Annotated in this window: 13 protein-coding genes, 1 tRNA gene, 1 rRNA gene and 1 other annotated feature (1 of these 16 running past the window's edge); all 15 genes read right to left on the bottom strand. The window is 34.2% G+C overall.

What is annotated here, in order from left to right; translation table 11 throughout:
- Nucleotides 1–559 (bottom strand): 16S ribosomal RNA (locus BN1075_RS01930) (it extends 950 nt beyond the left edge of the window).
- 740 nt (nt 560–1,299) lie between these two features.
- A complete protein-coding gene (locus BN1075_RS01925; RefSeq protein ID WP_040191327.1) occupies nt 1,300–1,494 on the bottom strand; it encodes a hypothetical protein in 195 nt (64 codons plus the stop codon).
- Nucleotides 1,495–2,130: 636 nt separating this feature from the next.
- Nucleotides 2,131–3,510: a UDP-N-acetylmuramoyl-L-alanine--D-glutamate ligase gene (gene murD, locus BN1075_RS01920; RefSeq protein ID WP_040191326.1), complete on the bottom strand. Its 1,380-nt coding sequence runs from the start codon at nt 3,508–3,510 to the stop codon at nt 2,131–2,133.
- Nucleotides 3,511–4,159: 649 nt separating this feature from the next.
- Complete coding sequence (locus BN1075_RS01915; RefSeq protein WP_040191325.1) at nt 4,160–5,551, bottom strand: glycine--tRNA ligase; 1,392 nt, start codon at nt 5,549–5,551, stop codon at nt 4,160–4,162.
- 77 nt (nt 5,552–5,628) lie between these two features.
- Nucleotides 5,629–5,794: a binding site (T-box leader), on the bottom strand.
- 91 nt (nt 5,795–5,885) lie between these two features.
- Nucleotides 5,886–5,960, bottom strand: a tRNA-Asn gene (locus BN1075_RS01910).
- Between the two features lie 137 nt (nt 5,961–6,097).
- Nucleotides 6,098–7,633, bottom strand: coding sequence for a lysine--tRNA ligase (gene lysS / locus BN1075_RS01905; protein ID WP_040191323.1), 1,536 nt, complete (start codon nt 7,631–7,633; stop codon nt 6,098–6,100).
- A 15-nt stretch (nt 7,634–7,648) separates the two neighbouring features.
- Nucleotides 7,649–8,128 carry a transcription elongation factor GreA gene (gene greA / locus BN1075_RS01900; protein WP_040191322.1) on the bottom strand — a complete coding sequence of 160 codons (480 nt, stop codon included), beginning with the start codon at nt 8,126–8,128 and terminating at the stop codon, nt 7,649–7,651.
- 165 nt (nt 8,129–8,293) lie between these two features.
- Nucleotides 8,294–9,268: a tRNA dihydrouridine synthase DusB gene (gene dusB / locus BN1075_RS01895; RefSeq protein WP_040191321.1), complete on the bottom strand. Its 975-nt coding sequence runs from the start codon at nt 9,266–9,268 to the stop codon at nt 8,294–8,296.
- A 9-nt stretch (nt 9,269–9,277) separates the two neighbouring features.
- Nucleotides 9,278–10,057, bottom strand: coding sequence for a type III pantothenate kinase (locus BN1075_RS01890; protein WP_040191320.1), 780 nt, complete (start codon nt 10,055–10,057; stop codon nt 9,278–9,280).
- Between the two features lie 192 nt (nt 10,058–10,249).
- Nucleotides 10,250–10,423, bottom strand: a complete 174-nt coding sequence (locus tag BN1075_RS21360) for a hypothetical protein (RefSeq protein WP_156132716.1) — start codon at nt 10,421–10,423, stop codon at nt 10,250–10,252.
- 1 nt (nt 10,424) lies between these two features.
- Complete coding sequence (locus BN1075_RS01885) at nt 10,425–10,604, bottom strand: hypothetical protein (RefSeq protein WP_040191319.1); 180 nt, start codon at nt 10,602–10,604, stop codon at nt 10,425–10,427.
- A gap of 111 nt (nt 10,605–10,715) precedes the next feature.
- Nucleotides 10,716–11,873: a sodium ion-translocating decarboxylase subunit beta gene (locus BN1075_RS01880; RefSeq protein ID WP_040191318.1), complete on the bottom strand. Its 1,158-nt coding sequence runs from the start codon at nt 11,871–11,873 to the stop codon at nt 10,716–10,718.
- 19 nt (nt 11,874–11,892) lie between these two features.
- Nucleotides 11,893–12,306, bottom strand: a complete 414-nt coding sequence (locus tag BN1075_RS01875) for a biotin/lipoyl-containing protein (protein WP_040191362.1) — start codon at nt 12,304–12,306, stop codon at nt 11,893–11,895.
- A gap of 28 nt (nt 12,307–12,334) precedes the next feature.
- Nucleotides 12,335–12,700: an OadG family protein gene (locus BN1075_RS01870; protein ID WP_040191317.1), complete on the bottom strand. Its 366-nt coding sequence runs from the start codon at nt 12,698–12,700 to the stop codon at nt 12,335–12,337.
- Nucleotides 12,701–12,712: 12 nt separating this feature from the next.
- Nucleotides 12,713–14,197, bottom strand: coding sequence for an acyl-CoA carboxylase subunit beta (locus tag BN1075_RS01865; protein WP_040191316.1), 1,485 nt, complete (start codon nt 14,195–14,197; stop codon nt 12,713–12,715).
- Between the last annotated feature and the right edge of the window lie 30 nt (nt 14,198–14,227).

Raw genomic sequence — 14,227 nt, 5'->3', positions numbered from 1 at the left:
TCCGCCTACGCATCCTTTACGCCCAGTAAATCCGGACAACGCTTGCCACCTACGTATTACCGCGGCTGCTGGCACGTAGTTAGCCGTGGCTTCCTCCACGGGTACCGTCATTATCGTCCCCGTAAACAGAACTTTACAACCCTAAGGCCTTCTTCATTCACGCGGCGTTGCTGCGTCAGGGTTTCCCCCATTGCGCAATATTCCCCACTGCTGCCTCCCGTAGGAGTCTGGACCGTGTCTCAGTTCCAATGTGGCCGATCACCCTCTCAGGTCGGCTACGCATCGTCGCCTTGGTGAGCCGTTACCTCACCAACTAGCTAATGCGCCGCGGGTCCATCTTGTAGCGGATTGCTCCTTTGATCTTTCTACCATGCGATAAAAAGATGTTATGCGGTATTAATCTTCCTTTCGGAAGGCTATCCCCCTCTACAAGGCAGGTTACCCACGTGTTACTCACCCGTCCGCCGCTAATCCACCCCGAAGGGCTTCATCGCTCGACTTGCATGTGTTAGGCACGCCGCCAGCGTTCGTCCTGAGCCAGGATCAAACTCTCAATTTAAAAAGTTTGAGCTCTGCTCTAATTGTTTCGCTGACTTGTTAAAGTCATTTATTGATAGATTATCTCTATCGAAATTAACTGGTTTTACCTTTATTTCTCTGTTTAATTTTCAAAGATCATCTCTTTTGTTTCATCAGCACCGGCTGACTACTTTTTAAATTTTATCATCATCACTTCATGTTGTCAACAACTTTTTAAAACTTTTTTCAATCTTTTTTTCAGCGAAATTTGTTTTTCTAAGTTATTTCTCTTTCGAGATGTCTGCACCACTCAGCGACGAGATTTATCTTACCATAGAAAAAACGTCTCTTATATCTTATATAACACTATTTTTTCTAATTATAATTACATTTCATAGTTTTTCATATATTTTTCTAAGTTTTTCATATAGTGATACACTGGGCAAAGTTTATATAGGAATAGAACTCTAATTCTACTCAAACATAATTTCCACTTATAAAATTTCTTTTTCCCGTAAGCAAACCACCCCCCCTTGTATCCACTATGTATTCCTCAGTTGTATAGAGCGCTTCTACTTTTAATGTATAGCTAACTTTATATTTCTATTAACATATACCATGTAAACTTAATCTATCAATTAAATTTCACACATAACTTTAGACTTTCATTTTATAAGTTAAACTTTATTATAAATACAGAAAGCCATCACTCTTCCTATTCACTATGTCTAATCTTATCCACTAATGGCCTCTTTCTAAAATTATAACTCACAAGCTAAATTAAAATAAACCGCCCTTTAACTGTAGCGCATTCAAAATAAAAGTCTGTATAAATAGATATCTATATACTGCATAGTCAGCTTCTGAATTCATCAAAATACTAACCCCTGTGTATCCAGTCGCATTACCAAAGGTTAATGAAGTCATCAACATTCCCATAGTATAGAATAACTTTTTCATTTTAATCAGCTTCATAGATTATACATAAGCCTCAATCTCATCTATCATAATTTTTAATTCAACATCTTGGACTTCATCAACAATTGCTTCTACCGCAAATTCACCTGTTCAACACCTCTATTCTCCACCATAACTTCTAAATTATTACTAATATCAGCTCCTGCCATATTACATAGAACACTATTATATACAGGAAAAACTCCTATCCTCCAGACTTCATATATCCCACCTAACACCTCTAATATGTTTGAGTCAAAAGATCTTTTCTCTATTCCTTCTCTTAATCTTCTATTATTCGCTACAACTGTGTTTAATCCACAAGCCGTCTATCCCCCCCTAAAAACTGTTAATAACTCCACTTACTCATTACCTATTGTGGATTATTTAAAATTTTCAACATCTTTAATTCATTTTTATTCAAAATTACTTCTTCATCACTTTTATTTAAGCCGTCATCTATTCAATTAATAAAATTGTCTTCCCCCCTTAAAGCTCCCTTATCTGAATTACTATAAAGTCTTTATCATGTTTTTACACTCATACAAGCACATCACCTATTAAAGCAACAATTTATTAATTACTTCCGATAACGAATAGCAAAAATAAAGGCTAAACTTAGCTTCAAACTAAATTTAGCCTCTTTCCCTATAGTTATCTTAACTCATTAATTATATCTTTATATCTATTTCCTCTTACCTCAAAGTTAGCAAACATATCAAAACTGGTACATGCAGGAGCTAAAGTTACTATATCCCCTTCTTTTGATATTTCCATAGCTTTATTAACTGCATCTTCCAATGTTTCAACTATATGAACTGGAACTTCAATCCCTTTTTCCTGTTTAAGTTTATTGAATACAAACTCTATCTGCATCTTAGCTTCGCCTAATAAAATCAATTCTTTAATATATGGATACCCTTCAAAGGCCAAAGAATCAAATGGAACTTTTTTATCTCTTCCACCTGCAATAAGGATTACTGGTTTTTCAAAAGCCTTAAGACTTGCTAAAGTTCTTGTTGGACTTGAAGCGATAGAATTATTATAGAACTCTACACCCTTGTAATTTCTCACAAACTCATTTCTATGTTCTACCCCTGTAAATTCACTTGCTACTTGCTTCATATACTCAACATCAACCTCATCCGCAGTCATTGCAAAGGCAGCTAACAAGTTCTCTATATTATACATGCCCTTAAGACGCACTTCATCCTTGCTACAAACCTTCTGTCCCTTAACAAAAAGATCTCCATCTTTATAGTAAGCTCCATTCTCTACGGCATGCTGTCTGCTAAAGGTATATAATCGCCCTTTTTCTTCGCCTTCTATTCCTTTAGTTACATCATTATCATCATTTAATATTAAAAGATCATTACTTCCTTGGAATTTATAAATGTTCTTTTTAGAATCTATATATTCCTCCAAATCCTTATGCATATCTAAATGATTAGGGGATAAATTTGTGATTAAAGCTATATCTGTAGATGTATCTATTGTCATCAGCTGAAAACTTGATAATTCAAGAACAACTCGATCATCTGGCTGAATTTCTTCAATCTTAGTAAATAAAGGTGTTCCTATATTCCCACCAACCCAAGTTCTGTATCCTGCCGCTTTTAATATTGCATATACTAAAGATGTTGTTGTTGTTTTGCCATCACTCCCTGTTATTCCATATATCTTAGCAGGACAATATCTAATAAACTCTTCCATTTCTGAAGTTATATATGCACCTTCAGCTTTAGCTGCAGTAAGCTCCTTACCATCTATTCTCATTGAAGGTGTTTTGAATATAACCTCAAACCCAGTAAGCTTATCTAAATAACCCTCTCCTAACTGGAACTTAACTCCCTGTTTTTCATATTTAGCAACAACCTCACCCAACTCTTCTTTAGTTTTCTTATCAAAGGCAGTTACTTTCGCTTCAAGATTTATCAAAAACTCAATTAAAGGTATATTACTAACTCCTATACCTACAACTGCTACATTTTTATTCTTAATAAAATTTTTAAACTCATTAAAATCCTTTTTCATATTAATTCCTCCAGCATCTAATTGCTTATGCTTACATAATTGTTCTTCTATTAATTATATCACTTACTTACACCTTTTTAAAATAATACTATGAAATGATGTACAAATTAAAACAGGACTTACCGTTCTTTTTCCCCTTAATTCTCCACGATTATTAAATATTTGTTTTTTATTCATTTTTTAAATTCAATTTAACTATACTTTTTTAAAAAAACTATTGCTATACAAAAAACACTGTGTTATAATTTGTTTGTGCCGTAAGTAAAGATGTTAAAACTTTTCCCCAAAGGTTTAGCATTGCACATAACATATCCCCATGATTAAACCCTATTTTTTACCGGATGCAAATCCGGTTATTTTTTTACCCTTTTTAAGCACAATCGCATATATATGTTTAATCTTAATTTTATCCATCTTATTTACATATATAACACATAAGACATATTTAATATAAAAAAATAAGCCGTAAGGATTACTAATCCTTACGGCTTAAATTACTATTAATAAGGAAACTCCACCTAATTTCTTTTGGTAGAGTAAGTTCGCATTAACCAAATCAAAGATTTGGATGCTTACTTAAGCAAACTCCTTTTCATATTCATTCAAAGGAATAAATTCCAGTAATTAAATCATAGATTTAGACTGTCACTTAAAACTCCATTTTTTCTTCTATATAAGCTACTAATTCACTAATTGGCATTCTTACCTGTTCCATAGTATCTCTATCTCTTACTGTAACAGTATTGTCTTCCATTGTATCGAAGTCTACTGTTATACAGAACGGAGTTCCAATTTCATCTTCTCTTCTATATCTCTTACCAATACTTCCAGCCTCATCATAATCAACTGGGAACTTCTTAGCAAGCATTGCATAAACTTCTTGTGCTTTATCGCTTAACTTCTTACTTAATGGAAGTACTGCTGCTTTAAATGGAGCTAAAGCAGGATGTAAGTGCATTACAGTTCTAACATCTCCACCCTCTAACTGCTCTTCCTCATAAGCTTCACATAGGAAGGCTAAAGCAACCCTGTCTGCTCCTAAAGATGGCTCAATACAGTATGGAACATATTTCTCATTAGTTGTCTGATCAAGGTATGATAAGTCCTGACCTGAATGTTCCATATGTCTCTTAAGGTCATAATCTGTTCTGTCAGCTATTCCCCAAAGCTCTCCCCAACCAAATGGGAACAAGAATTCGATATCACAAGTTGCATTACTATAGAAAGATAACTCTTCTTGATCATGGTCTCTGAATCTTAAATTTTCCTTTGTCATTCCTAAGTCGAATAAGAATTTTTTACAATACTCTTTCCAGTATTCAAACCATTCTAAGTCTGTTCCTGGCTTACAGAAGAACTCAAGCTCCATTTGCTCAAACTCTCTAGTTCTGAAAGTAAAGTTTCCAGGAGTTATTTCGTTTCTAAAAGATTTACCAACTTGTGCTATTCCAAATGGTATTTTCTTTCTTGATGTTCTTTGAACATTTTTAAAGTTTACGAATATACCCTGAGCCGTTTCTGGTCTAAGATATATTTCACTTTTACTATCTTCTGTAGTTCCTTGGAAAGTTTTAAACATAAGATTAAACTTTCTGATTTCTGTGTAATTCATTTTTCCACACTTAGGACAAACTACGTTGTGCTTCTCTATATATGCTTTATATTCTTCATTTGTCCAACCATCTGCAACTGCCACTTCAGCTCCTGATGCAGTCATGTGGTCTTCAACTAATTTATCAGCTCTAAATCTAGCTTTACACTCTTTACAATCCATTAATGGATCTGAGAAGCCACCTACGTGACCTGTTGCAACCCAAACTTCAGGATTCATTAATATTGCACAATCTACTCCTACGTTATATGGACTTTCTTGAACAAATTTTCTCCACCAAGCCTTTTTAACGTTATTTTTAAATTCAACACCTAATGGACCGTAATCCCAAGAGTTTGCAAGACCTCCATATATCTCTGATCCTGAGAATATAAATCCTCTATTCTTACATAAAGCTACCAATTTGTCCATGGTTAATTCTTTTGCCATATCTGTTACCTCCATTTTAAATAGTTGATTAATTTATTTTATAACTAATTGTTTATAAATAAAAAAACCTTAACTAGTTAAGGGACGAAAATAATTCCGCGGTTCCACCCTTATTAGCTAAAGCTCATCTTTCATATACATCTAACTCAAAAGCTCCCTTCATAACATTCACCTAATGATTCACACCAGCCATCATCTCTCTAAAAGGATTCAATTATTACTCTTCTTTCTCATCGTTATTATTTAATTATTATATTTCTTATTATATCCATATATAATAAAATTAGCCGACAAAATGCCCGCTACACTCAATTAGTTTCTATAAATAAAAAAATGGCTCCGCGAAGAGGATTCGAACCTCCAACCTATCGGTTAACAGCCGAGTGCTCCACCGTTGAGCTATCGCGGAATATCTTTACCATAATTAAATTATAGCATCTTGTTTTAAAATTGCAAGAGTATTTTATTATTTTTATCAAAAAAAATTTCAGGGCCTAAATCTAAGTTTAGACCCATCCATAACCCCTAAGGGTAACTTTTTTAAAACTATTGTAGTGGCTTCATTGTTGGGAATAGTATTACGTCTCTTATTGATGTTGAATCAGTTAAGAACATTACCATTCTATCAATACCAATTCCAAGTCCACCTGTTGGAGGCATTCCAACTTCAAGAGCACTCATAAATTCTTCATCTATTAAGTAAGCTTCATCATCACCAAGCTCTCTTTCTTTAGCTTGCTGCTCAAATCTCTCTCTTTGAACTATTGGATCGTTAAGCTCTGAATATGCATTACATACTTCTCTACCATATACAAATCCTTCAAATCTCTCAGTGAACTCAGCATTTCCACGTTTTTTCTTAGTAAGTGGAGATATTTCTACTGGATAATCGCATAGGAATGTTGGTTGGATTAAGTGCTCCTCACCATATTCTTCAAATAAAGCATTTAAAATATCAGCCTTAGTGCAGTCTTTTAATTCTTTAACCATTTCTAAGTGCTTTTCTTTAGCTATAGCTCTTGCTTCTTCATCAGTTTTAACTTCATTGAAGTCTACTCCTGCATACTCCTTAACAGCATCAACCATAGTGATTCTTCTCCATGGTGGTGTGAAGTCTATTTCAGTTCCTTGGTATACTACTTTTGTAGTTCCATGAACCTTTTCACAAGCATAAGCAACTAATTGTTCCATGATTTCCATCATATCATTATAATCTGCATAAGCTTCATATAACTCTATCATTGTAAACTCTGGATTATGTCTTATACTCATTCCTTCATTTCTGAAGTTTTTACCCATATCATATACTTTCTCAAATCCACCAACGATACATCTCTTTAAGTATAACTCTGTAGCTATTCTTAAGTACATGTCGATGTCTAGAGTGTTATGGTGAGTCATGAAAGGTCTAGCTGCAGCTCCACCAGCGATTGGTGAAAGAATTGGAGTTTCAACCTCTAAGTATCCTCTATTATCAAGGAATTCTCTTACAGCCTTTATAATCTGAATTCTCTTCATGAAAGTATCTCTAACATCCTTGTTCATTACAAGGTCTACTTCTCTTTGTCTATATTTTAAATCTTGATTCTTAAGTCCGTGGAATTTCTCTGGAAGTGGTTTTAAAGACTTAGCTATAAGATTTATACTCTTAGCTTTAACTGAAGTTTCACCTGTCTTAGTTACAAATGGAACCCCTTTAACTTCTACGAAATCACCAATATCAAAAGTTTTAGCATCTTTAAACTGCTCTTCTCCAACTTGGTCAAGTCTTACATAAACTTGAATCTTTCCACTTCTATCATGAACATCACAGAATCCAGCTTTACCTTGAATTCTTTTAGACATAAGTCTACCTGCTATAGTTACCTCAGTCTCTTGTAATGTTTCAAAATTATCCTTTATTTCTTGTGCATTATGAGTTCTTTCAACCTTATATACATCAAAAGGATCCTTACCAGCTGCTTGAAGATCAGCTAGCTTCTGTCTTCTAATCATCACTTGTTCATTAAATTCTGCTTCTTGAGTTCCTAAATTTTCATTAGAAACTTCTAGTGAACTATCGTTCTTAACTTCAGTAGTCATAAAATACTCCTCCTACTATCTTTTAATCTCTAATATTTCATATTTGTCTACTCCACCTGGAGTTGTAACATCAATGATATCTCCTACTTTTTTCCCCATAAGCTCATGTCCTACAGGTGATTCATCAGATATTTTGTTTTCTTCTGGATTTACTTCTGCTGAACCAACTAATTGGAACTCTATTTCTTCATCAAAAGTATAATCTTTAACTAATACTTTGCTTCCTATAGCGACCATATCACTTGGAAGTTCGCTTTCATCAACTACAGTTGTGTTTCTTAACATATTCTCTAACTGAATAATTCTTCCCTCAACAAACGCTTGCTCATTTTTAGCCTCATCGTATTCTGAGTTCTCGCTTAAGTCTCCATATCCTAAAGCAACCTTTATCTTTTCAGTTATTTCTTTTCTTTTAACTGTTTTTAAATACTCTAATTCATCCTCAAGTTTTTTAATTCCCTCATAAGTCATTATGTGTTTTTTTGTTTCGCTCATTTATTTCTCCCCTTTAATCATATTTAATCATCTAAATTACTATATAAATTATCGGTAATTACATAATCTGTTTATAATCTTTGATTAATTATAGAACACTGAAAAATCCTTGTCAACAAAGGCCCTTATAATAGCCATTTTATTATATATATTAAGCCATTTCGGTTATATTCCCATTGCTATTAATTCTCTATACTCTTTAAGCAATCTGTACATTTCATCATAAGTATTTGATTGATTTACCTTATCTTTAATTTCAGTACAATTTCTAAGACCTTTTACATAACAAGCAATATGCTTTCTCATCTCTCGAACGGCTTTCTTCTCTTCAAAGTATTTCATAGCTCTATCTAAATGATACATGCACATGTCTACTTTTTCAACTTCTGTAGGCTTAATTACTTCCTCACCTCTAAGCCCCATTGCCACTTCTTTAAAAATCCACGGGTTACCCATTGCACCTCTCGCAATCATAATTCCATCACAATTGGTCATTTCTTTCATTTTCATGGCATCTTCTGCTTCAAAAACATCTCCATTTCCTAAAACAGGAATAGAAACTGCTTCCTTCACTTGTTTAATTATATCCCAATTAGCTATCCCAGTATACATCTGTTCCCTAGTTCTTCCATGAACAGTAACAGCATCTACTCCTGCATCCTCTAAATACTTAGCAAATTCAACAGCATTAATATTATCAGAGTCAAAACCCATTCTAAATTTAACAGTAACAGGTTTTGTGGATACCTTTTTCATTTCTTTAACAATTTCAGCAGCCAGCTTAGGGTTTTTCATCAAAGCTGAACCATCCCCATTTTTAACAATCTTATTTACTGGGCATCCCATGTTAACATCAATGATGCATACATCATCAATTCCATTTATAACCTCCGTTGCATATGCCATAATCTTTGGCTCACTTCCAAATATCTGCATCGCAACTGGTTTTTCTTCTTCACTTACCTGCATAAGGGAACTTGTATTTTTACTATTATAAAACAAGCCCTTAGCGCTTACCATCTCTGTATATACTAGACCACAGCCCATTTCTTTACATATTCCTCTATAAGCAATATCAGTAACTCCCGCCATTGGTGCCAAAAATACAGGATTCTCAAAGTTTAATTCTTTAATTTTCATTTGTTCACCTTATTCTTTGTTCTTTTCATAGATAATTCTAAGCCCTTCTAAAGTAAGGTATGGAACTACCTTATCAATAACAGTTGAACCTTCTGCTATTAGGTTTGCAAGTCCACCTGTAGCTACAACTATAGGACAACTTTCGCCCATAGCTTCCATCTCTTGTTTAATCTTAGTTACAATATAATCTACCTGCCCTATATATCCATATATAATTCCTGCCTGCATACTAGAAACTGTATTTTTACATATTACAGTATCAGGTTTTACAAGTTCAACCTTAGGAAGCTTCGCTGCCCTTTGGAATAAAGCATCTGACGAAATTTTTATTCCCGGACATATAGTTCCCCCTATATAGTCTCCATTTTTTCCAACAGCACAGAAGGTAGTAGCTGTTCCAAAATCTATAATAACTAATGATGACTTATACATTTCATGAGCTGCAACTGCATTTACTATTCTGTCAGCTCCAACCTCTTTAGGATTATCATATTTTATGTTTATCCCAGTCTTCACTCCAGGTCCAACTACTAAAGGCTTTTTATTGAAAAACTTTCTAACCATATGTTCAAGTGAATACATTATATTAGGAACTACAGAAGAAATAATAACTCCTGAAACTTCATTCACATCTATTTTGCTATAGTTAAACAACTGTGATACTTCTATCATGTATTCATCGGATGTTTTTTTGTAATCTGTAGATAATCTCCATTCCACCATTAATTCCTTATCTTTATATATACCAAGTACTATATTGGTATTACCCACATCTAAAACAAATACCATTGTTACTTCACCTCTATATGATTAAAAGCAGCTTTTTAAGCTGCTTTTAAAAAATGTTCTTCATTATTATATCACATTTTACAATTTAACCATAATATCTTACCATATTTTTTGTTAAATTATTATTTTCAATTTCAATAAATAGGATTTAACTATCATTTATTCCCATACTTATGTTTATTCTGTTCCTGTCTATAGAAGATTATTATTAATTATGTCAACTTCATCCTTAAAAATCTCATATAATTGTTCTTTTAAGGTACCTTCATTGGTCATGTTCATGTTATGTAAATATTCATTCTTTAATTTAACTTCTTTTCTTTTTAAGCAACTACTTCTAAGTTCCTTTTCTTTTTCTTGGTACATGTTATCTAACCTCCTCTGAAAGCTTCTTTAAAGCTTCCACATGATTGTTATGTCTCATGATTGAGTCTTCAACTAAACTACTAACTTCCTTGCCTGACATACTAGCTTCAAAATTTTCATAGCTACGAATCATCTCATTTTCCTTTTCAATTAAAGAATTAATTACTAAAACATCTTTCATAATAATCTCCTCCCTTTTTTTTATTATTATCAATTAAAAAAAGGTATATACCTTTATTTTAAAAAGTACATACCTTTTTTCAAATTTTACTTACATTTTAATATTTTCTTACTAAGCTCCGAATAATGTTAATAGAACACCAGCTGCAATAGCACTTCCTATAACTCCAGAAACGTTAGCTCCCATAGCATTCATAAGTAGGAAGTTTGTAGGATCTTCTTTTTGTCCAACAACTTGAGATACTCTAGCCGCCATTGGCACCGCAGAAACTCCAGCAGAACCGATAAGTGGATTAATTTTACCTTTAGTTATCTTACACATAATTTTTCCTACTATAACTCCACCTGCAGTTGCTATAGCAAATGAAATAACTCCAATTACAACTATTCCTAATGTCTTAGGATTAATGAATGCTTCTGCAGTAGCAGTAGCCCCAACTGAAAGTCCAAGGAATATTGTAACAATATTTATAAGAGCATTTTGAGCTGTATCAGATAATCTTCCAACAACTCCTGATTCTTTAAATAAGTTACCTAGCATTAACATTCCAACAAGTGGAAGAAGTGCTGGTAAGAACATTGTAACTATAATAGTAACAACGATTGGGAATATTATTTTTTCTATTGGTTTAACCTGTCTTAATTGTCCCATTTTAATTCTACGTTCTTCTTTAGTAGTAAGAAGTTTCATTATTGGCGGTTGTATTAATGGTACTAACGCCATGTAAGAATAAGCTGCAACAGCTATTGGTCCAAGTAAGTGTGGTGCTAATTGGTTAGTTAAGAATATCGCTGTAGGACCATCTGCTCCTCCAATGATACCGATAGAAGCAGCTTCTTGCGGAGTAAAGTTAAATAATATAGCCATACCAAATGCAAAGAAGATACCAAATTGAGCTCCAGCTCCCATAAGCACGCTTGATGGGTTCGCTAGAAGTGGTCCAAAGTCAGTCATTGCTCCAACTCCAAGGAATATTAATGGTGGGAATATTTCCCACTTAACTCCTCTAGATAAGTAATAAAGAAGTCCTCCACTCTTTAAAACTTCACCAGTTTCAGATAAAACTGGATAATCCATAATTCCACCTAGTGGAATATTTACAAGTAACATACCAAATGCTATTGGAATTAACAGCATAGGCTCAAATTTCTTACCTATAGCAAGATATAAGAATACGATAGATACGCCTATCATTACTGCTTGTTGCCAAGTCAGAGCTGCAAAACCCGAGTTAGCGAACAAGTCTCTAATAACCTCAAAAACGTTCATTAAATTTTCCTCCTATGTTCTATGCAATAACAGCTAATACGTCTCCTGTGTTAACAGCAGCTCCTTGAGCTACTGCCACGTCTGCTACAGTTCCATCTGCAGAAGCCATTATTTCATTTTCCATTTTCATTGCTTCTAATACAAATAATACGTCACCCTGTTTAACTGTTGCTCCTTTAGTAGCAACAACTTTAACTATAGTTCCAGGCATTGGAGCAGTTACTTTTTCCCCTGCTGCATTTGATACTGCTGGTGCCGCAGGTGCTGCTGCAGGTGCTGCTGGAGCTGGTGTTGCTGCAACCGGTGCAGGCGCTGCCGCAACTGGTGCTGGTGCCGCTGCAACTGGTGCTACTGGAGCTGCGAAATTGCCTTTTACTTCATCTACTTCTACTTGATATAAATTCCCGTTAACTGTAACATTGTATCTTTTCATCTGAATTTCCTCCTCATCATAGCTTCTATTATTTAACAGAAGCATCTCTCCAACTTGAATTGTTATTAACTCTCTTAATACTTCTGATGTTTAACTGTCCAGCTGATTTACCAGTATGTGCTGCTAAAGCTGCCATAATTGCCGCAACTAACTCACAATCACTGTTTAAATCAATAACCTCTGCACCTTGTGCAACTTCAGTTAATACTTCATCTCTACTTTTAGTTCCCTCTTTAGCAACTCTTTTTTTTTTAGTTGATCCGTTTATTATAAAGCTTTGGAATTTTATAATAAACATAAGTGCTAACAGCATTCCGAACACTATTGTCATAGCAGTTCCTGCAACGCCTAAAGAAAACGTTAGTTTTTCCATTAAAGTTGTTCCAACTTGCATTTAATTTCCCTCCTAAACTAATGTAGTACCATGTGCTTTAGGATATTTTACTTCTCTTTTGCTTTGTAACATATCTAATACAGCAAATACTCTTTGTTTGCTCTCACTTGGTCTTATAACATCATCAATCATTCCACACTCAGCAGCTGCATATGGGCTTGTTACTTCCTCATAATACTTAGCTACCACTTCTTTTTCACCTTCTCTTGGATCCTCATTTTCAAAAATTTCACTTCTGTGAAGACCTTTGATATAAGCTTCAGGTGAAGTTAAGCATACTTTTGCAGTCGGCCATGCCATTGTAACATCAAAAGCAGCATCTTTAGAAGCAAGTATTTCATAACCTAAACCACAAGCTTCTCCTATTATAAGAGCAACTTTAGGAACATTAGTATCTACTAATGAGTACATGAATCTTCCTAGATTTTTAGCTAATCCATTCTTTTCTTCTTCTACACTTACAGTTGCACCCTTAGTGTCAACTAAAGTTAATATAGAAATGTTAAAGCTATCGCATAGTCTTACAAAGGCTGATGCTTTCTTAGCCCCTTCATTGTCTATCTCTTTATTTCCTGCATTTAATATAACACCAACAGTTAATCCATTGATTTTAACAAGAGCAGTTTTAAAATTAGTAGCAAACTCATTATTGATTTCTATTACACTGTTTTCATCAGCAATAGAAACTAAAATTTCATCTAATGAACACTTGTCATTTTCAGACATAGCATCAAGATTTTCTTTTGCTACATTTAAACTATAGTCTTCATCACTTCCTAAAGGTAACTCTAGGTTATTTGATGGCATATAAGAAACTATTTTTCTTACTACTTCGAAAGCTTCTTCCTCCGTAGCTGCATTTATATGTGCATTTCCATTTTTGTTAGATGATTTTGCATCACTTAGCATAGATTCATCTACATATGTTCTTTCTTCTGAAATAAGTTTAGCTAATGATGATACACTTAGATCACTTATTTCATTTACAGCAACTGTAACATCGCTCATTGTTGCTAATATGGACATAAGTCCATTACAAGGGCCACACACAACAGCTATTCTTGGCACAACACCGCTTAGTTTCCCATATTTACCCAATACTTGTCCATATGATGCAAGCAATTCTACTCCTTCAGTTACTTTTCCACCGATTGAATCGATTACTTGGATTACAGGCGCTCCAACTTTAGCAGCCTTATCAAGAATGTTTACAATCTTGTTTCCCATAGTTTTTGTAAATGTTCCACCTTCTACAGTGTAGTCGTGACTATATACAAATACTAGTCTGCCGTCTATAGTTCCATGTCCTGTTATTACTCCCGCACCATTTCTAGACATAAGAGCTCCAACCTCAACAAAGCTTCCTTCATCTAATAGGGTTAGGATTCTTTCTCTTGCAGTCAACTTATTTAAGTTGTGTTGCATTTCTATCTTTTCGTTTCCACCACCAAGATGTGCTGTATCTTTAAGCGAATCAAACACTTCAAGTTTATTCATTTTACTGCCTCCTGACCTTTTAACTTTTAC

This window comes from Clostridium culturomicium (assembly GCF_000821305.1).
GTDB lineage: Bacteria > Bacillota > Clostridia > Clostridiales > Clostridiaceae > Clostridium_J > Clostridium_J culturomicium.
This window is presented reverse-complemented; position numbering and strand designations above follow the sequence as displayed.